The sequence below is a fragment of the Stenotrophomonas indicatrix genome, assembly GCF_002750975.1.
GTDB classification, from domain to species: Bacteria; Pseudomonadota; Gammaproteobacteria; order Xanthomonadales; family Xanthomonadaceae; genus Stenotrophomonas; species Stenotrophomonas indicatrix.
Genome location: NZ_PEJS01000001.1, coordinates 3,560,416 through 3,578,570 on the forward strand (window position 1 = coordinate 3,560,416; position 18,155 = coordinate 3,578,570).

18 protein-coding genes are annotated in these 18,155 nt (G+C 65.6%); 4 read left to right on the top strand and 14 right to left on the bottom strand.

Annotated elements, in window-relative coordinates; genetic code table 11:
• Positions 1-2: 2 nt before the first annotated feature.
• Both CR918_RS16305 and glmU read right to left on the bottom strand, forming a co-directional pair.
• Positions 3-536, bottom strand: a complete 534-nt coding sequence (locus CR918_RS16305) for a GNAT family N-acetyltransferase (RefSeq protein WP_099843739.1) — start codon at positions 534-536, stop codon at positions 3-5.
• Complete coding sequence (glmU, locus tag CR918_RS16310; protein WP_099843741.1) at positions 505-1,872, bottom strand: bifunctional UDP-N-acetylglucosamine diphosphorylase/glucosamine-1-phosphate N-acetyltransferase GlmU; 1,368 nt, start codon at positions 1,870-1,872, stop codon at positions 505-507. The genes CR918_RS16305 and glmU overlap by 32 nt, the downstream gene beginning before the upstream one ends.
• Positions 1,873-1,951: 79 nt before the next feature.
• Here glmU and CR918_RS16315 point away from each other — a divergent pair, with 79 nt between their 5' ends.
• Positions 1,952-2,335 carry a GtrA family protein gene (locus CR918_RS16315; protein WP_099843743.1) on the top strand — a complete coding sequence of 128 codons (384 nt, stop codon included), beginning with the start codon at positions 1,952-1,954 and terminating at the stop codon, positions 2,333-2,335.
• A 77-nt stretch (positions 2,336-2,412) separates the two neighbouring features.
• Here the strand turns inward: CR918_RS16315 and CR918_RS16320 are convergent, their stop codons facing one another.
• The 9 genes from CR918_RS16320 to CR918_RS16360 form a co-directional block, all read right to left on the bottom strand.
• Positions 2,413-2,835: a F0F1 ATP synthase subunit epsilon gene (locus CR918_RS16320; protein ID WP_025877355.1), complete on the bottom strand. Its 423-nt coding sequence runs from the start codon at positions 2,833-2,835 to the stop codon at positions 2,413-2,415.
• A 112-nt stretch (positions 2,836-2,947) separates the two neighbouring features.
• On the bottom strand, positions 2,948-4,354 hold the full coding sequence (gene atpD, locus CR918_RS16325; RefSeq protein ID WP_025877357.1) for a F0F1 ATP synthase subunit beta: 1,407 nt from the start codon (positions 4,352-4,354) through the stop codon (positions 2,948-2,950).
• A 38-nt stretch (positions 4,355-4,392) separates the two neighbouring features.
• Positions 4,393-5,256 (bottom strand): F0F1 ATP synthase subunit gamma, encoded by an 864-nt coding sequence (gene atpG / locus CR918_RS16330; protein ID WP_025877359.1) that lies wholly within the window; start codon positions 5,254-5,256, stop codon positions 4,393-4,395.
• A 95-nt stretch (positions 5,257-5,351) separates the two neighbouring features.
• A complete protein-coding gene (gene atpA, locus CR918_RS16335) occupies positions 5,352-6,899 on the bottom strand; it encodes a F0F1 ATP synthase subunit alpha (RefSeq protein WP_025877361.1) in 1,548 nt (515 codons plus the stop codon).
• Between the two features lie 44 nt (positions 6,900-6,943).
• A complete protein-coding gene (locus CR918_RS16340; RefSeq protein ID WP_025877363.1) occupies positions 6,944-7,471 on the bottom strand; it encodes a F0F1 ATP synthase subunit delta in 528 nt (175 codons plus the stop codon).
• Between the two features lie 2 nt (positions 7,472-7,473).
• On the bottom strand, positions 7,474-7,944 hold the full coding sequence (locus CR918_RS16345) for a F0F1 ATP synthase subunit B (RefSeq protein ID WP_025877365.1): 471 nt from the start codon (positions 7,942-7,944) through the stop codon (positions 7,474-7,476).
• A 114-nt stretch (positions 7,945-8,058) separates the two neighbouring features.
• Positions 8,059-8,361, bottom strand: a complete 303-nt coding sequence (atpE, locus tag CR918_RS16350) for a F0F1 ATP synthase subunit C (protein WP_025877367.1) — start codon at positions 8,359-8,361, stop codon at positions 8,059-8,061.
• 64 nt (positions 8,362-8,425) lie between these two features.
• On the bottom strand, positions 8,426-9,214 hold the full coding sequence (atpB, locus tag CR918_RS16355) for a F0F1 ATP synthase subunit A (RefSeq protein ID WP_025877369.1): 789 nt from the start codon (positions 9,212-9,214) through the stop codon (positions 8,426-8,428).
• A gap of 31 nt (positions 9,215-9,245) precedes the next feature.
• The gene (locus CR918_RS16360) at positions 9,246-9,578 is read right to left on the bottom strand and encodes a hypothetical protein (protein ID WP_032952006.1); all 333 of its coding nucleotides are present in this window, start codon (positions 9,576-9,578) and stop codon (positions 9,246-9,248) included.
• 496 nt (positions 9,579-10,074) lie between these two features.
• Between CR918_RS16360 and CR918_RS16365 the strand changes: the two genes are divergently transcribed.
• Positions 10,075-10,893: a hypothetical protein gene (locus tag CR918_RS16365; protein WP_025877373.1), complete on the top strand. Its 819-nt coding sequence runs from the start codon at positions 10,075-10,077 to the stop codon at positions 10,891-10,893.
• Between the two features lie 463 nt (positions 10,894-11,356).
• Here CR918_RS16365 and lpdA read toward each other — a convergent pair whose 3' ends face one another.
• From lpdA to CR918_RS16380, 3 genes are all read right to left on the bottom strand, one after another.
• Positions 11,357-13,165, bottom strand: a complete 1,809-nt coding sequence (lpdA, locus tag CR918_RS16370) for a dihydrolipoyl dehydrogenase (RefSeq protein ID WP_099843745.1) — start codon at positions 13,163-13,165, stop codon at positions 11,357-11,359.
• 107 nt (positions 13,166-13,272) lie between these two features.
• Entirely contained in the window at positions 13,273-15,003 is a 1,731-nt protein-coding gene (aceF, locus tag CR918_RS16375; protein ID WP_032976572.1) for a dihydrolipoyllysine-residue acetyltransferase, read from the bottom strand.
• A gap of 113 nt (positions 15,004-15,116) precedes the next feature.
• A complete protein-coding gene (locus CR918_RS16380; protein WP_025877378.1) occupies positions 15,117-15,686 on the bottom strand; it encodes a DNA-deoxyinosine glycosylase in 570 nt (189 codons plus the stop codon).
• A 186-nt stretch (positions 15,687-15,872) separates the two neighbouring features.
• On the opposite strand from CR918_RS16380, the gene CR918_RS16385 reads away from it, so the two are divergent.
• Both CR918_RS16385 and glpD read left to right on the top strand, forming a co-directional pair.
• Entirely contained in the window at positions 15,873-16,508 is a 636-nt protein-coding gene (locus CR918_RS16385) for an OmpW/AlkL family protein (RefSeq protein WP_099843747.1), read from the top strand.
• Between the two features lie 120 nt (positions 16,509-16,628).
• On the top strand, positions 16,629-18,113 hold the full coding sequence (gene glpD / locus CR918_RS16390) for a glycerol-3-phosphate dehydrogenase (protein WP_088101922.1): 1,485 nt from the start codon (positions 16,629-16,631) through the stop codon (positions 18,111-18,113).
• Positions 18,114-18,155 lie beyond the last annotated feature (42 nt).

The following is an 18,155-nucleotide window of genomic DNA, read 5'->3' on the forward strand; positions in this document are numbered from 1 at the left end:
AACTAAAGCACCCGTCGCATCGCCACCCGCAGGTGCATCGGGAATCCCGACGCGGCCTCCTCGGCCATCACCCCTCGCAGGCCCGCGCCCCACTCTGGCTCCGGCAGCAGGGTGAATCCTTCGCTGGCATAGAAAGCCGCATTCCACGGCACATCGGACAACGTGGTCAGCACCGCCGCCGGATAGCCAAGCACCTTGGCCTCGGCGAGTGCATGCTGCAGCAACGCCCGTCCGTAGCCACGGCGAGCATGATTGGGATCCACATCCATCTGCAGCACATGGAAATCGCCGTCGAGCGTACCGCCCAGCAGGTAGCCGGCGATGCCGCCAGCGGCGCCTTCGATGATCCACAACAGGCCACGCCGCAGTCCGGCCTGCAACGTGGGAAGGTCCAGTCCATGGCCGGCGAACACCGGGTACGCCTCGTGCCCGCGCAGCAGTTCACCCGCACGCTGTTCGATGCAGGGCAGCGCACTCAGTTCATCGACGCGCGGTGGCCTCGGCTCAGCTTTTCTTGATGGGGCGCTGCCAGCCATCGATGGTTTCCTGGCGCGCACGGGCTACGGTCAGCTTGCCGTCCGGCGCAGTGCGGGTGATGACCGAACCGGCAGCAATCGTCGCGCCTTCACCGATCAGCACCGGCGCCACCAGCGAGCTGTTGGAGCCGATGAAAGCGTTGTCGCCGATGGTGGTGGTCGACTTGTTCACCCCGTCGTAGTTGCAGGTGATGGTGCCCGCACCGATGTTGACCTTGCTGCCGATCACCGCGTCGCCCAGATAGGTGAGGTGGTTGGCCTTGCTGCCCACTCCCAGGGTGACCTTCTTGGTTTCCACGAAGTTGCCCACGTGCACGCCATCGGCCAGCACGGTGCCCGGGCGCAGGCGCGCGAACGGGCCGATCTGCGCCGCACCCTCGCTGATCACGCCTTCCACATCGCAGTGCGCACGCACTTCGGTGCCCGCGCCGAGAGTGACGTCCTTCAGCCGGGTGAACGGGCCGATGGTCACGCCATCGCCGAGTACCACCTTGCCTTCAAGAATCACATCGACATCGATCATCACATCGCTGCCGACGATCACCTCACCCCGGATATCGACCCGCGACGGATCGCGCACGCGCGCGCCCTGGATGCACAGCGCGCGCACCGCGCGCCGCTGCCAGGCCCGTTCCAGCTGCGAGAGCTGCCACGGATCGTTCGCGCCTTCGGCGTCCTGCGCATCGGCCACCAGGGCCATCTCCGCCGGAGTGAACTCGCGGGCGGCAAAGGCGAACACATCGGTCAGGTAGTACTCGCCCTGCGCGTTGCTGTTGGACAGCTGCGACAGCCAGCGGCGCAGCGCCGTCGATTCGGCAGTGATGATGCCGGTGTTGATGATGCGCACCCGGCGCTGTTCGTCATCGGCGTCCTTCTGCTCGACGATCGCCCCGACCTTGCCTTCGGCGTCGCGCAGCACGCGACCATAGCCGGTGGGATCGTCGACATCGGCCACCAGCACCGCCAGCCGGCCCGGCTGGGCCAGCAGATCGCGCAGGGTCTGCGCACGGATCAACGGCACATCGCCGTACAGCACCAGCACCTGGGCGGCGTCGGGCACCTCCGGCATGGCCTGGGCCACGGCGTGACCGGTACCCAGCTGCTGCGCTTGTTCCGCCCACAACAGGTCCGGCTGGTCAGCGAAGTAGCTCCGCACCTGGTCCCCGCCGTGGCCGTACACCACGTGGATGGCGGCCGGCTGCAGTTCCCGCGCCGTGGCGATCACATGCGCCAGCATCGGCTGGCCGGCAATCGGCTGCAGCACCTTGGGCAGCACCGACTTCATGCGCTTGCCGGCGCCAGCGGCGAGGATGATCACGTGCAGGGGTTGGGTCATGCGGGCGGTCCACGATTCGATGGCGGTGATTCTAGAACGGGGGCCGTTAACATGGAGCCCCCACCATGACCCCGGCACCATGAGCCTGCTCCGCCAAGGCCGTTCCTATCTCGTCATCGGCCTGCTGCAGTTGCTGCTGGACTGGGCGGTGTTCGTGCTGGCGACGGCGGCCGGCATGCCGGCTGCGCCCGGCAACGTCTGCGGACGCGTGGCCGCCATGCTGCTGGGTTTCTGGCTCAACGGACGCATCACCTTCGCCGACGCCAACGGGCAGCGCCTGGGCTGGCGCCGCTTCGCACGATTCCTGCCGCTGTGGCTGCTGCTGACCATGGCCAGCACGCTGCTGGTGGCCGCCGCCGACCATGCGCTGGGCCTGCGGTACGCCTGGCTGGCAAAGCCGCTGGTGGAAGCGGGCCTGGCGGTGGTGTCTTTCCTGCTGCTGCGCCATGTCGTGTACCGGTAACGGCGTTTCCGCTGCGTTGTCGACACATACAAAAACGCCGGCACATGGCCGGCGTTCCTGCTTGATGGCGCTGGACCTCAGTGCTTGAGGGTCTTGCGCAGGCGCTCAAGCGCCTGCAGCTGGACAACGGCCTCTGCCAGCTTCTGCTGGGCTTCAGCCACTTCCATCGCTTCGCCGCGATTGGCCAGGATGCGTTCGGCTTCTTCCTTGGCCTTGCGGACCGAGGCTTCGTCGATGTCCTGTGCGCGGATCGCGGTGTCGGCCAGCACGGTCACCACCTGCGGCTGCACTTCCAGGATGCCGCCGGAAATGGCGAAATCCAGCTGCTCGCCGCTCGGCGTGGTCACTACCACCTTGCCCGGCTTCAGGCGGGTGATCAGCGGTGCGTGCTTGGGCGCGATGCCCAGCTCGCCCAGCTCACCGGTGGCCACGACCAGGGTCGCTTCGCCACGGAAGATTTCCTGCTCGGCGCTGACGATGTCGCAACGGATGGTGCTCATGTAACTCTCTTCGCTAGGGGGCGGGTCGAACCCACCGCAGGGATTCCGCAGCGGTGGGCGCAGGCCCACCCCGTGTCACGGTCGGGACGGGCGTGTGCCCGTCCCCGCCGCATCAGGCCTTCTCGGCCATCTTCTTGGCCTTCTCGACCGCTTCTTCGATGCTGCCGACCATGTAGAACGCCTGCTCCGGCAGGTGGTCGTACTCGCCATCGACGATGGCCTTGAAGCCACGGATGGTGTCCTTCAGCGACACGTACTTGCCCGGCGAGCCGGTGAACACTTCGGCCACGTGGAACGGCTGGCTGAAGAAGCGCTCGATCTTGCGGGCGCGCGACACGGCCTGCTTGTCTTCTTCGGACAGTTCGTCCATGCCCAGGATGGCGATGATGTCCTTCAGTTCCTTGTACTTCTGCAGGGTCTGCTGGACGCGCTGGGCGGTGTCGTAGTGCTCGTGGCCGATGACCAGCGGGTCCATCTGGCGGCTGGTGGAGTCCAGCGGATCGACCGCCGGGTAGATACCCAGCGAAGCGATCGAACGCGACAGGGTCACGGTCGAGTCAAGGTGGGCGAAGGTGGTCGCCGGCGACGGATCGGTCAAGTCATCGGCCGGCACGTAGACGGCCTGGATCGAGGTGATCGAACCATTCTTGGTCGAGGTGATGCGCTCCTGCAGGACGCCCATTTCCTCGGCCAGGGTCGGCTGGTAACCCACTGCCGACGGCATACGACCCAGCAGTGCCGACACTTCGGTACCGGCCAGGGTGTAGCGGTAGATGTTGTCGACGAACAGCAGCACGTCCTTGCCCTTGCCGTTCTCGTCCTTCTCGTCGCGGAAGTACTCGGCCATGGTCAGGCCGGTCAGGGCGACGCGCAGACGGTTGCCCGGCGGCTCGTTCATCTGGCCGTACACCATCGCGACCTTGTCTAGGACGTTGGAGTCCTTCATCTCGTGGTAGAAGTCGTTACCCTCACGGGTACGCTCACCCACGCCGGCGAACACGGACAGACCGCTGTGCGCCTTGGCGATGTTGTTGATCAGTTCCATCATGTTGACGGTCTTGCCGACGCCGGCGCCGCCGAACAGGCCGACCTTGCCGCCCTTGGCGAACGGGCACATCAGGTCGATGACCTTGATGCCGGTTTCCAGCAGCTCGGTGGCCGGGGACTGGTCTTCATACGACGGAGCAGCGCGATGGATTTCCCAGGTATCGCTGGAGGCGACCGGACCGGCTTCGTCGATCGGGCGGCCGAGCACGTCCATGATGCGGCCCAGGGTGCCAGCGCCGACCGGCACGGAGATGCCGCGGCCGGTGTTGGTGGCCACCAGGTTGCGCTTCAGGCCATCGGTGGAGCCCAGCGCGATGCAGCGGACCACGCCGTCACCGAGCTGCTGCTGCACTTCCAGGGTGATTTCGGTGTTGTCCACCTTCAGCGCGTGGTACACCTTCGGCACCGACTCGCGGGGGAATTCGACGTCGACGACGGCGCCGATGATCTGAACGATCTTGCCCTGACTCATTGCTGCATCCTCTAAATGTGTGCTTTTAACGAACGCGGTCAGACTGCTGCCGCGCCGCCGACGATTTCGGAGATTTCCTGGGTGATCGCTGCCTGGCGGGCCTTGTTGTAGACCAGCTGCAGGGTTCCGATCAGCTTGTTGGCGTTGTCACTGGCCGACTTCATCGCCACCATGCGCGCGGCATGCTCGGAAGCGACGTTTTCCAGCAGCGCCTGGTACACCAGCGACTCGATGTAACGCGTCATCACGTGCTCGAGCACGGTCGCGGCATCGGGTTCGTACAGGTAGTCCCAGTCGTGGTGCGCAACCTGCTTCTCAGCTGCCGGCAGCGGCAGCAGCTGATCGAAGCTGGCCTTCTGCGTCATCGTGTTGACGAAGCGGTTGTAGACCAGGTACACGCGGTCGACCTTGCCTTCGGTGAAGGCGTCGAGCATGACTTTGATCACACCGATCAGCGATTCCAGCTTAGGCGTGTCGCCGATGTGGGTCACCGTGCCGACCATGTTCACCTTGACCCGGCGGAAGAAGGTCGATGCCTTCTGGCCGATGGTCACCAGGTCCACTTCGGCGCCCTTGTCCTGCCAGGCTTTGGCTTCGCCAAGCATCCTGCGGAACAGGTTGTTGTTGAGGCCGCCGGCCAGACCGCGATCGGAGGAGATCACGATGAAACCGACCCGCTTGACCTGCTCACGCTCGACCAGGAACGGATGCTGGTAGTCGGTGCTGGCCTGCGCCAGGTGGCCGATCACCTGCTTCATCGCCTGCGCGTACGGACGCGAGGTCTTCATCCGATCCTGCGCCTTGCGGATCTTGGAGGCCGAGACCATTTCCAGGGCGCGCGTCACCTTGCGGGTGTTCTGCACGCTCTTGATCTTGGTTTTGATTTCGCGTCCGCTTGCCATCTTTTATTCCCGTGGCGCGGGGCCGGGGCCCCGCGTTGTTCAACCGTTTGATCGTCTGGTCCAGCGGAGCATCGCTCCGCTCTACAGGACCTCGATTACCAGCTGCCGGTGGTCTTGAACTCGACGATGCCCTTCTTGAAGGCACCTTCGATGTCGTTGTCCCAACCGCCGGTGGCGTTGACCTTGCCGATCAGTTCGCCCTGGGTGTTGGCGAAATGCGCGTGCAGGCCTTCTTCGAACGCCAGCAGCTTGCTGACCGGCACGTCGTCGAGGTAACCCTCGTTGACGGCGTAGATCGACAGCGCCTGGTTGGCGATCGACATCGGCGCGTACTGCTTCTGCTTCATCAGCTCGGTGACGCGCTGGCCGCGCTCAAGCTGCTTGCGGGTGGCTTCGTCCAGGTCCGAGGCGAACTGCGCGAACGCAGCCAGCTCGCGGTACTGGGCCAGCGAGATACGGATGCCGCCGGACAGCTTCTTGATGATCTTGGTCTGCGCCGAACCACCGACGCGCGACACCGAGATACCGGCGTTCACGGCCGGGCGGATGCCGGCGTTGAACAGATCGGTTTCCAGGAAGATCTGGCCGTCGGTGATCGAGATCACGTTGGTCGGAACGAACGCGGAAACGTCGCCGGCCTGGGTCTCGATGATCGGCAGCGCGGTCAGCGAACCGGTCTTGCCGGTCACCGCACCGTTGGTGAACTTCTCGACGTACTCTTCGGACACGCGGGCAGCGCGCTCGAGCAGACGGGAGTGCAGGTAGAACACGTCACCCGGGTAGGCTTCACGGCCCGGCGGGCGCTTCAGCAGCAGCGAGATCTGGCGGTAGGCCACGGCCTGCTTGGACAGATCGTCGTACACGATCAGCGCGTCTTCGCCGCGGTCCATGAAGTACTCGCCCATGGTGCAGCCCGAGTAGGCGCTGATGTACTGCATCGCGGCCGATTCGGACGCGGTGGCAGCCACCACGATGGTGTGCGCCAGGGCGCCGTTCTCTTCCAGCTTGCGCACGATGTTGGCAACGGTCGAAGCCTTCTGGCCGATCGCTACGTACACGCACTTGATGCCGGTACCCTTCTGGTTGATCACCGCATCGATGGCCAGTGCGGTCTTGCCGGTCTGGCGGTCACCGATGACCAGCTCGCGCTGGCCACGGCCGATCGGGATCATCGAGTCGACCGACTTGTAACCGGTCTGCACCGGCTGGTCGACCGACTTGCGCCAGATCACGCCCGGAGCAACGCGCTCCACCGGAGCGGTCAGCTGGGTGGCCAGCGGGCCCTTGCCGTCGATCGGCTCGCCGAGCGCGTTGACGACGCGGCCCAGCAGTTCCGGACCGACCGGCACTTCCAGGATGCGGCCGGTGGTCTTGGCGACGTCACCTTCGCGCACGTTCTCGTAGCCACCCAGGACCACGGCGCCGACCGAGTCGCGCTCCAGGTTCAGGGCCAGGGCAAAGGTGTTGTTCGGCAGTTCGATCATTTCGCCCTGCATCACGTCGGCCAGACCGAAGATGCGCACGATGCCGTCGGACACGCTGGTCACGGTGCCTTCGTTGCGCGATTCCGCGGCCAGCTTGACCTTCTCGATGCGGTTCTTGATCAGTTCGCTGATTTCGGAGGGGTTGAGCGTGGTTGCCATCGTCAAGTCCTAGTGCCGGCAGCGGGGCCGGACGTTAAATGAATTCAGTTAGCGAGCGCGGTCTGCAGACGGGCCAGCTTGCCCTTCAGCGAACCATCGATGACCACGTCGCCGGCGTCGATCACAGCGCCGCCGATCAGCGAGGCGTCGACCGCGGTGGCCACTTCGACCTCGCGGTTGAAGCGCTTGCGCAGCGCGGCCTTGATCGCGTCCAGCTCGGCAACCGACAGCTCGGCCGCGGAGGTCACCGTGGCCTTGACCACGTGCTCGGCCTCGGCGCGCAGGGCGTCGAACATGCCGGCGATCTCCGGCAGCAGCGGCAGACGATGCGACTCGGCAAGCACAGCCAGGAAGCGCGAGTAGGTCTCGCCGCGGGACTCCGGCGCCAGCAGGGCGATGGCGTCATCGCGACCCAGCTCCGGGTTGGCGAGCAGGGCCGCCACGCGCGGGTCGGCGGCGACGTGGGCGGAGAACGCCAAAGCGTCCGACCACGGCGCGAACGCGCCTTCGTCACGCGCGGTCGCGAAGGCGGCGCGGGCGTACGGGCGGGCAAGCGTGAGGGCCTGGCTCATCCTTAAATCTCCGAGGCCAGCTCGTCGAGCAGCGCCTTGTGGGCGTTGGCGTCGATTTCGCGCTTGAGCAGCTTTTCGGCACCGGTCACGGCCAGCGCGGACACCTGCTTGCGCAGATCTTCACGGGCACGGTTGGCGGCGGCGTCGATTTCGGCCTGGGCCAGGTCCTTCTGACGGGTGGCTTCGGCAACAGCTTCGTTGCGGGCCGCGTCGACGATCTGGTTGGCACGCGCGTGGGCCTGGTCGATGATCTCGTTGGCCTTGGTGCGGGCTTCCTTCAGCGCTTCATTGACCTTGTCCTGCGCCTGGGCCAGATCTTTCTGGCTGCGGTCGGCAGCAGCGAGGCCTTCAGCGATCTTCTGCTGGCGCTCTTCGATCGCGTTCATCAGCGGCGGCCAGATCTTGGTCGCGATGAGCCAGATCAGGGCGGCAAAGGCCAGGGCCTGGGCGATGAGGGTAAAACCGATATCCATGGGGTTCGCTCAGTCGGTTGTGACGGGATGGATGCGCCGCCACACGGGCGGCGCCTCCGAACCTTCATCCGCGACCAGGCGCCTGCGGCGCCCGGTCGTTTCACTTTCGCTGGATCAGCCAGCGATTGCCGGCAGGCGCGAGACGAACTCGCCGACCAGCGGGTTGGCGAAGGCGAACAGCAGGCCCACGGCGACCGAGATGATGAAGGCGGCGTCGATCAGGCCGGCGGTGATGAACATGCGGACCTGCAGGACCGGGATCAGTTCCGGCTGGCGCGCGGCCGACTCCAGGAACTTACCGGCCATGATGGCCAGACCCAGACCGGCGCCCAGCGCGGCCAGGCCGATCATGATGCCGACGGCGAGGACGGTGGAGCTCTGAACTTGGGCGAGATTGGTCAGGACGGCGAAGTACATGGTTTTCTCCAGGAACTTGATTGCTAAGGGTTTAGAAACAAACGGATGAAGGGTGAAGCGAAACTCAGTGAGCGTCTTCCGACAGGCTCAGGTACACGATGGACAGCATCATGAAGATGAAGGCCTGCAGCGGGATCACCAGCAGGTGGAACAGCATCCAGCCGAAGCCGGCGAACGCGCCTGCAAACATGCCGGCGATACCTGCACCGCCCAGCACCCAGATCAGCAGGAACACGATTTCACCGCCGAACATGTTGCCGAACAGTCGCATCGCCAGCGAAATCGGCTTGCTCAGCCACTCGACGATGTTCAGGATCAGGTTGAACGGCATCATCCACTTGCCGAACGGTGCGGTCAGGAATTCCTTGGTGAAACCACCAATACCCTTGGCGCGCAACGCGAAGAACAGCATCAGGAAGAACACGCTGATCGACATGCCCAGGGTGGCATTGACGTCGGCGGTGGGGACCGGCTTCCAGTACGGCACGCCCATCAGTTCAAGCGGCTTGGCGATGAAGTCGGCCGGGATCATCTTGATGAGGTTCATCAGGAGGATCCAGAAGAAGATCGTGATCGCGATCGGGGTCACCAGCTTGCTGGTGCCGTGATAGGTGTCCTTGGCCTGGCGGTCAACGAACTCCAGGCAGATCTCGACGAATGCCTGCCACTTGCCCGGCACGCCGGAGGTGGCCTTGCGGGTCGCCATCCAGAAGGCGACGACCATCACCAGGCCCATCAGCAGCGAGGTTACCAGCGTGTCCACGTGGATCGCCCACGGGGTGCCATGACCTGCCGTCAGATTGTGCAGGTGATGCTGGATGTAGGAGGTGGGTGTAAGCGCCTCGCCTGCCATGTGTCCGGAACCTTAAGTTAAATGAATTCGATTAGCGCCTGGCCATGGCCAGGACCTGGAACATCAGCCCGACGGCGATACCGGCCAACAGCGCCAGTGCAGGCAGCTTGAAGACCAGGAACCCCACCATCAGGACACCAAAAACGAGCGCCCACTTGGCCACGATCGCAACGATCAGGCGTGCCATGGCCGAACCGGCCCCCAGCGCACCACCACCCAGCGCCATCCGTGCCGCCACCCAACCACCGGCCGAAACCGCCACACCGGATGCCAGGGCACCAAGGGCATACTTCGGCCCCACCAGCAGGAAGGCCAGAGCCAGGACAGCCACCGCGGCCAGCGGGTAGACCGCGGCGCGCAGCATCAGTCGCCGACCCGTTTCTACGGAGTTCAGCACAGGACGTCCCGCGTGGTTACAAGTGGATGGCTGAGGCGACTACAGCAGGGGGGCCTCATCGAGCCGCCAAATTATAGCAATGGGACAATTTGCGAGACAACCGCTGCCTGTTCATATCGGAACAGCGCAAGTTGCGGTAAGGGCTGCGGTTTTGCAGCCCACCACGGGGACAATGCCATCTGCGCGATGTTGCGGTGCAACGCATTGAACTTTGGTCGCAGGCGGCGGAACTTTCCGCCGACGGCCGTGGTCCCATCTTCCGACCTGCCTGCAGCTACCTCGTCGACGCTTCGCCTGCAGGTCCCCATGATGGCCCCGAAGCGCCGCTCCGGGGCCATCTTTTCGCAGGGCGCTGACAGCGCTGAACCGTCCACATCGCGTGGACCATACCTTCACGAATGGTGGACAGCGACGTCCGGCAAAGTGGCCTTCATTCCGATGAACCACTGCAAGGACTCTTTCGATGCGCTCCGTCCCCACCCTGCTCGCCCTCTCGCTTCTCGCCGCCGGCGCGTCGTTCGCCTCCTCCGCCCATGCCGCCGAAGGCGATGACCGCTTCGCCCTGCGCCTGGGTGCGATGAACATCGACTCGGACAACACCCTGCGCGGCAACACCAATGTCGCCGGCCAGGACATCGGCTTCTCCGAGGACTTCAAGCTGGGTGGCAAGGAATGGGAGCCGCGCATCGACGGCATGTTCCGCATCAGCAACCGCCAGCGCCTGCTGTTCAACTACTTCAAGTACGACAAGGACCGCCGCGAGACGCTTGGCCAGGACATTTCCTTCGGCAACGTCAACGTACCGGCCGACAGCTTCGTCAAGGCGGAGCTGAAGTACCAGGTGGCCAGCCTGGTGTATGACTACTCGGTGGTGGACACCGAGAAGTTCGACCTCGGCCTGCAGCTGGGTGCCGAATACGCCAAGGTCAGCACCAAGGGCTACGCCGACCTGGGCACGGTGTATGAAGGCCAGTTCCTGGACGAGAAGACCGACGGTGTGGCGCCGGTGGTCGGTGCACGCCTGAGCTTCACCCCGTCCGAAAAGTGGATGATCACCCTGCAGGGCCAGTACCTCAACACGCGCTGGGGCAGCTTCGACGACTACAAGGGTGACCTCAGCCGCGCCAACGCGATCGTCGATTACCGCTTCACCCAGAACTTCGGCGTGTTCGCCGGCTACGACTGGTTCAAGCTGGATGCGGACAAGAAGGGCAGCGACGGCACCATCGGCCTGAAGCAGGAATTCAAGGGCCCGGTGGCGGGTATCAGCGTCACCTTCTAAACCCTGCTCCCCTTCCACAGCATTCTCTCTCCTGGCGCGGCCTCCGGAACATCGGGGGCCGCGTTTTTTCTTTGCATCGTCGAGTAGAAGCGGGTTGGTCGAGCGCTGGAGGGAGAGGGGGCGGGGTGCGAATGTCCCCCGGCGCCGGCCTGCGGCCGTCACCTCCTCCTTTACTTCGCACCCCGCCCCCTCTCCCTCCGCGTGTCAGGCATCCAGGCAGCCGCTGCGGTGGTTGTGGCTCCGCTTTCCGCAAGCCGAGCCGCTGCGCGGGCGGCAGGCGTTTCGACAAAGTAAAGGAGGAGGCGACCGCCGAAGGCGGGCGACGGGGGACATTTGTCGAAATGCCTGCCGCCCGCGCAGCGGCCCGAACGCTCGCAGTGAGCATGATCGAAGACTCGCGCAGACGACCAACAAAAAACCCGGCTTGCGCCGGGTTTTCCGTTTCGCCGGGCATGGCCCGGCGCTACTTCTTTTTAGGAAGATACAGATCGGTGATCGTGCCGTCGTAGATTTCCGAGGCCATCGCCACCGACTCGCTCAGCGTCGGATGCGCATGGATGGTGTGGCCGATATCCTCGGCCTCGGCACCCATCTCGATCGCCAGGCCGATCTCGGCCAGCAGGTCACCGGCGTGCACGCCGACGATCGCGCCGCCGATGATGCGGTGGCTGTCCTCGTCGAAGATCAGCTTGGTGAAGCCCTCGGTGCGACCGATGCCGATCGCGCGGCCGCTGGCGGCCCACGGGAACTTGGCCACGCCAACCTTCAGGCCCTTGGCCTTGGCTTCGGTCTCGGTGACGCCAACCCAGGCGATTTCCGGGTTGGTGTAGGCCACCGACGGAATCACCCGCGCGACCCACTCCTTCTTGTGCCCGGCAGCCACTTCGGCCGCCAGCTTGCCCTCGTGCGTGGCCTTGTGGGCCAGCATCGGGTTGCCGACGATGTCGCCGATGGCAAAAATGTGCGGCACGTTGGTGCGCATCTGCCGGTCGACCGGAATGAAGCCACGATCGGTCACCTGCACGCCGGCCTTTTCAGCATCGATCTTCTTGCCGTTCGGCGAGCGACCCACGGCCACCAGCACGCGGTCGAAGGTGCCCTGCGCCAACGCAGGCGCCTGGCCTTCCTCGGCGGCTTCGAAGGTCACGGTGATGCCCTTGGCATCGGCGGTGACGCCCGAGGCCTTGGTCTTCAGGTGCACTTCGATGCCCTGCTTCTTCAGGCGATCGGCCAACGGCTTGACCAGGTCCTTGTCGGCGCCCGGCATCAGCTGGTCCATGAACTCGACCACGGTGACCTTGCTGCCCAGCGCGCCATACACGGTGGCCATTTCCAGGCCGATGATGCCACCACCGACGACCAGCAGCGAACCCGGCACTTCGGCCAGTTCCAGTGCGTCGGTGGAGTCCATCACGCGCTTGTCGTCCCACGGGAAGTTCGGCAGCTTCACCGCCTGCGAACCGGCGGCGATGATGCACTTCTGGAAGCGCAGCAACTGGGTGCTGCCGTCTTCAGCGGTGATCAGCAGCTCGTTGGCCGACACGAACTTACCAACGCCCTGCACATTGCGGACCTTGCGCTGCTTGGCCATGCCGGCCAGGCCCTTGGTCAGCTGGTTGACGACCTTTTCCTTGTACTGGCGCAGCTTGTCCAAGGTGATGGTCGGCTTGCCGAACTCGACGCCGAAATCACCGGCATGGGCGACTTCGTCGATCACCGCAGCGGCGTGCAGCAGTGCCTTGGACGGGATGCAGCCCACGTTGAGGCAGACGCCGCCGAGGCTGGCGTAGCGTTCGACCAGCACCGTATCCAGGCCGACGTCGGCGGCGCGGAAGGCGGCGGTGTAGCCGCCCGGGCCCGAGCCCAGCACGACCATTTCGCACTCGATGTCGGCGGCCTTGCCACTGGCCAGTGCCGGCTTCGGTGCTTCGGGCTCGGCGGGGGCGCGGTGCGACGGCGTCACCGGCGGCTTGCTGGCCGGGGCGGCGGCCGCCGGGGCCGGCGCAGCGGCCTTGGCCGGCGCTTCAGCGGCGCCTTCGGTCTCCAGCAGCACGACGACCGCGCCTTCGGACAGCGTGTCGCCCAGCTTGACCTTGATTTCCTTGACCACGCCGGCTGCCGAGGACGGCACTTCCAGGGTCGCCTTGTCCGACTCCAGGGTCACCAGACCCTGGTCTTTCTTCACCGTATCGCCAACGGCGACCAGCACTTCGATCACCGGCACATCGCTGTAATCGCCGATGTCGGGAACCTTGATTTCAATCGTGGCCATGGTGGGTTTTCCTCGTGCCCGACCGGCGTGGCCGGCGGGCTGTCACTGCGTTTCGACAGGCGGCCGCGCCAGGGGCAGCGGCCGCACGGTGGGGGCGAAGCGGTGCCTTACAGCAGCACGCGGCGCATGTCGGCCAGCACCTGCGAGAGGTACGTGGTGAAGCGTGCGGCCAGGGCGCCATCGATGACGCGGTGGTCGTAGCTCAGCGACAGCGGCAGCATCAGCTTCGGTGCGAACTCCTTGCCATTCCAGACCGGCTGGATGGACGACTTGGAGACGCCGAGGATGGCCACTTCCGGCGCATTGACGATCGGAGTGAACGCGGTGCCGCCGATGCCGCCCAGCGAGCTGATCGAGAAGCAACCGCCGCTCATGTCGGCCGGGCCCAGCTTGCCGTCACGCGCCTTCTTGGCCAGCTCGCCGGTTTCCTGCGCGATCTGCACCACGCCCTTCTTGTCGACATCGCGGATGACCGGAACGACCAGGCCGTTCGGGGTATCGGCAGCGAAACCGATGTTGAAGTACTTCTTCAGGGTCAGGTTCTCGCCGCTGGCATCGAGCGAGGCGTTGAACTCCGGGAACTTCTTCAGCGCCGCGGCGCTGGCCTTGATCAGGAAGGCGAGCATGGTCAGCTTGATGCCGGCCTTCTCGTTCTCCTTGTTCAGCGCCACGCGCAGGCCTTCCAGGTCGGTGATGTCGGCCTGCTCGAACTGGGTGACGTGCGGGATCATCGCCCAGTTGCGGGCCAGGTTCGCACCGGAGATCTTCTTGATGCGCGACAGCGGCTGCACTTCAACGTCGCCGAACTTGCTGAAATCAACCTTCGGCCACGGCAGCAGGTTGAGGCCACCGCCGGCAGCCACGGTGCCACCGGCAGCTGCCGGAGCGCCGCCGCTGAGCGCGGCCTTGACGAACTTCTGCACGTCGGCCTTGGTGATGCGGCCGCCCTTCTCGCTGCCACTGACCTGCAGCAGGTCGACACCGAGCTCACGGGCAAACACGCGCACCACCGGCGATGCGTAGGGCACCTTGGCCGGCAGCACGCCATCGGCATTGAACTGCACCGGCGGGCTGGTCGGCGCGCCGGCCGAGGGGGCGCTGGCGATCTCGCGGGCGGCCAGCTTGTCCGGCTGGGCCGGCACGGCGACCGGCTCGACCTTGGTGGCGGTCTCGGCGGCGGCCGGGGCAGCAGCGGCGGCAGCCTTGCCCGGGGCCGGGGCGGCAGCGCCTTCGGCTTCGATGATGGCGACCACGTTGCCCTGCGACAGGTTGTCGCCGACCTTGACCTTGATCTCCTTGACCACGCCGGCGACCGACGACGGCACTTCCATGGTGGCCTTGTCGCTTTCCAGCGTGACCAGGCCCTGGTCCTTCTTCACCGTATCGCCCACGGCGACCAGCACTTCGATGACCGGAATGCCGCTGTAATCGCCGATATCCGGCACCAGGGCTTCCACCGCGCCGCCGCTGGCAGCGGGGGCGGCAGCAGCGGCCGGAGCGGGAGCGGCCTGGGTGGCAGCGGCCGGAGCAGCGGCCTTGGCCGGTGCGGGCGCAGCGGCGGGTGCAGCAGCAGCGGCCGGCTGGGCAGCCTCGCCGTCGGCCACTTCGATCAGTGCCACGACCTTGCCTTCGGACAGGCTGTCGCCCAGCTTGACCTTGATTTCCTTGACCACGCCGGCCACCGAGGACGGCACCTCCATGGTCGCTTTATCGCTTTCCAGCGTGACCAGGCCCTGGTCCTTCTTCACCGTATCGCCGACGGCAACAAGCACCTCGATTACCGGGATATCGCTGTAGTCACCGATATCGGGGACACGTGCTTCCTTGATTTCGGCCATGGGGAGAACTCCGGCAATCTGGTGTAGGGAAACGTCTATTGTGCGGCCAGCGGGAGCCAGCGCCAACCGTTACAGGTGTTTTCAGTACGCACGCAGCCGGGACACGCTGTTGCTCATGGCCCGCCGGCGCTTCCAGTCGGTAGCGTATTGTCCTGCCGATGTCCGCTTGATGTCGCCAGTGCGACGGCCACCGGCTGCCAGGCCTGGCGCAGGCGCGGCAAGGACCACGCTGCGTTGGCCGGACTGGTGGACGGCAGTGCCAGCACCTTGGCAGACGTGGCCAGCTGCGGCTGCACCCAGCGCTGGAAGGCCTGCATGGCCGCGCCACCGTTGCAGCCGATCAGCTGCAGGTCAGGCAGTGCGGCGATCAGTGCCGGAAGTGCATTGGCTACTTCCGTGCCACGCACGATGTCCGCATCCAGGCTTCCGCGTCGTTCGCAGCGGCCGATCACATCCCACAGGCCGACACCATTGGCTGCCAGCGCCTGCAGTCGCTGCGCGTACGGCATTGCCGGGTCGAAGCCGCACAGATCGCCGAGCAATGGCCAGAAACGATTGCGCGGGTGCGCGTAGTAATGCTGTGCCTGCAACGAAGCGATACCGGGCATTGAACCCAGCAGCAACACCCGGCAATCCGCGTTCACCTGCGCAGGCAGGCCGATGCACAACGTTGCAGCGCTCACATCTTCTCCAACTGCATGAATATTCCGGGAGGGCAGAAACCGCATGGAAACAGGGATTTCGCGCTGTTCGCTGAACAGTGCGAACTAATTTTTAACGCGCGTCGGATTCGATTCATGTTGGGGCGACTACGGTGTGCTCGCCCCGCAACCGGGGGCCCAAAACAAGAAACATTAGGAGATTCCCCCATGCGCTCCATCCGTATCCTGAGCCTCGCCCTGCTGACCTCCGCCGCGTTTGCACCGGCTGCCTTCGCGCAGGACAGCACCACCACCGATACCGCCTCGGGCAAGCATTTTGCCGTGGTTGGCGGCGTCTCGCTGCTGCAGCCGAAGAATGACCCGATCGACGGCATCAAGAAGGTCGATGGCGGCCCGGCACCGACCGTCAGCTTCAGCTACTACATCAACGACAACTGGGCCGTTGAACTGTGGGGCGCTGCAGACAAGTTCGACCACAAGGTGAAGGGCCCGGGCAATGCCCGCCTCGGCAACGTCGAGCAGCAGCCGGTCGCGCTGAGCGGCCAGTACCACTTCGGCCAGGCTGACAACGTGTTCCGTCCGTTCGTGGGCGTGGGCTACTTCCAGTCGGCCTTCAGCAATGAAACCCTGGCCGACGGCAGCGACTCCGACATCCGCCTGAAGGACGCCAAGGGCGTGATCGGCACCGTCGGTGTGGACATGAACATCAACTCGACCTGGTTCGCCCGTGCCGACGCCCGCTACATGCGTTCGCGTCCGGACGTGAAGGTCGGCGGCGAGAAGATCGGCGAAGCGAAGATGGATCCGTGGACCGTCGGCTTCGGCATCGGCGCCCGCTTCTAAGCGCTTCTGCGTCATTGTTGTACCGCGACGGGCCCTTCGGGGCCCGTCGTCGTTTCCGTCACCCGGGTTCTGTAGAGTCGACTGACAGTCGGATCTACACAGACGGGATGCGGAGGCGCGATGCACGAGGTCGACCTGCTGGTGATCGGCGGTGGCATCAACGGCGCCGGTATCGCCCGTGATGCCAGCGGCCGCGGCCTGAAGGTGCTGCTGTGCGAACAGCACGACCTGGCAGCACACACCTCCAGCGCCAGCAGCAAGCTGATCCATGGCGGCCTGCGCTACCTGGAACAGGGCGAGTTCGGCCTGGTGCGCAAGGCGCTGGGCGAGCGCGAAGTGGTGCGTCGGCAGGCGCCGTTCCTGGTGCGGCCGCTGTGCTTCGTGCTTCCGTGGCAGCCGCACCTGCGCCCGCGCTGGATGCTGCGGCTCGGGCTCTGGCTGTACGACCATCTGGGCCGGCGCAGTCCCGCCTTTCCTGCGTCGCGCGCCGTGGACCTGCACGACGATCCACTCGGCGCGCTGCTGTCGCCACAGCTGCAGCACGCCTTCAGCTACGCCGACGCGCAGGTGGATGATGCGCGGCTGGTCATCCTCAACGCGCTCGATGCTGCGCAGCGGGGTGCGTGCATCCTGACCGGCACGCGCTGCGTGGACCTGCAACGCGGGCACGGACGCTGGCACGCCGTACTGGAAAACGCCGCAGGCCATCAGCAGACCGTGCAGGCACAGGCGGTGGTCAACGCCGCAGGCCCCTGGGCCGGCGGTCTGCTGGAGCGCATGCACGCCCGCAGCGGCGGACCTGCGCTGCGCCTGGTCCAGGGCAGCCACATCGTGCTGCGCCGCGCCTGGCCGAACGACCGCGCCTGCCTGCTGCAGCAGCCCGACGGCCGTGTGGTGTTCCTGCTGCCCTTCCACGACCACCTGCTCATCGGCACCACCGACACCGACTATCGCGGCGACCCCGCACGCTGCAGTGTGCTGCCCGCGGAAGTGGACTACCTGTGCAGCGCTGCCAACGGCTACCTGCGCGATCCGGTCGCACCTGCCGAGGTGGTCTGGCAGTTTGCCGGCGTGCGCCCGTTGCTGGCCGATCCGGACCCGCGCGCGGCCAAACTGAGCCGTGACTATCGCCTGCAACTGGACGCCGAAGGTGCGCCTGCGCTGCACGTGCTGGGCGGCAAGCTGACCACGTACCGGGTACTGGCCGAGGAGGCACTGGACCTGCTGCGCCCCTATCTGCCGCACGCCCGCCCCGCCTGGACGGCGGCAGGCGAGCCACTGCCCGGCAGCGACTGGGGTGATGCCGGGCAGGCACGGGAACAGCTTCGGCACCAGGCCCCCTGGCTGCCGGAGGCCACGCTGCGGCGCTGGGCCAGCGCCTATGGCAGTCGCAGCATCGATCTGCTGCACGGCGCACGCAGCCTGTTCGATCTGGGCGAAGACTTTGGCGCGGGCCTGCACGCACGCGAGGTGGCGTTCCTGTGCGACCACGAGTGGGCCCGCAGCGCCGAGGATGTACTGTGGCGGCGGAGCAAGCTGGGGCTGCAGATGGACGCGACACAGGCGGCACGGCTGCAGGCCTGGATGGATTCACGTCGCCGGTAATGCCGCGCGCGGCCCGGCGCCACCGATGCATTACGATCCCAA

Coding starts and splice junctions, on each gene's coding strand:
- CR918_RS16305 (WP_099843739.1), bottom strand. CDS start 536: ATGGCTGGCAGCGCCCCATCAAGAAAAGCTGAGCCGAGGCCACCGCGC.
- glmU (WP_099843741.1), bottom strand. CDS start 1,872: ATGACCCAACCCCTGCACGTGATCATCCTCGCCGCTGGCGCCGGCAAG.
- CR918_RS16315 (WP_099843743.1), top strand. CDS start 1,952: ATGAGCCTGCTCCGCCAAGGCCGTTCCTATCTCGTCATCGGCCTGCTG.
- CR918_RS16320 (WP_025877355.1), bottom strand. CDS start 2,835: ATGAGCACCATCCGTTGCGACATCGTCAGCGCCGAGCAGGAAATCTTC.
- atpD (WP_025877357.1), bottom strand. CDS start 4,354: ATGAGTCAGGGCAAGATCGTTCAGATCATCGGCGCCGTCGTCGACGTC.
- atpG (WP_025877359.1), bottom strand. CDS start 5,256: ATGGCAAGCGGACGCGAAATCAAAACCAAGATCAAGAGCGTGCAGAAC.
- atpA (WP_025877361.1), bottom strand. CDS start 6,899: ATGGCAACCACGCTCAACCCCTCCGAAATCAGCGAACTGATCAAGAAC.
- CR918_RS16340 (WP_025877363.1), bottom strand. CDS start 7,471: ATGAGCCAGGCCCTCACGCTTGCCCGCCCGTACGCCCGCGCCGCCTTC.
- CR918_RS16345 (WP_025877365.1), bottom strand. CDS start 7,944: ATGGATATCGGTTTTACCCTCATCGCCCAGGCCCTGGCCTTTGCCGCC.
- atpE (WP_025877367.1), bottom strand. CDS start 8,361: ATGTACTTCGCCGTCCTGACCAATCTCGCCCAAGTTCAGAGCTCCACC.
- atpB (WP_025877369.1), bottom strand. CDS start 9,214: ATGGCAGGCGAGGCGCTTACACCCACCTCCTACATCCAGCATCACCTG.
- CR918_RS16360 (WP_032952006.1), bottom strand. CDS start 9,578: ATGCTGCGCGCCGCGGTCTACCCGCTGGCCGCGGTGGCTGTCCTGGCT.
- CR918_RS16365 (WP_025877373.1), top strand. CDS start 10,075: ATGCGCTCCGTCCCCACCCTGCTCGCCCTCTCGCTTCTCGCCGCCGGC.
- lpdA (WP_099843745.1), bottom strand. CDS start 13,165: ATGGCCACGATTGAAATCAAGGTTCCCGACATCGGCGATTACAGCGAT.
- aceF (WP_032976572.1), bottom strand. CDS start 15,003: ATGGCCGAAATCAAGGAAGCACGTGTCCCCGATATCGGTGACTACAGC.
- CR918_RS16385 (WP_099843747.1), top strand. CDS start 15,873: ATGCGCTCCATCCGTATCCTGAGCCTCGCCCTGCTGACCTCCGCCGCG.
- glpD (WP_088101922.1), top strand. CDS start 16,629: ATGCACGAGGTCGACCTGCTGGTGATCGGCGGTGGCATCAACGGCGCC.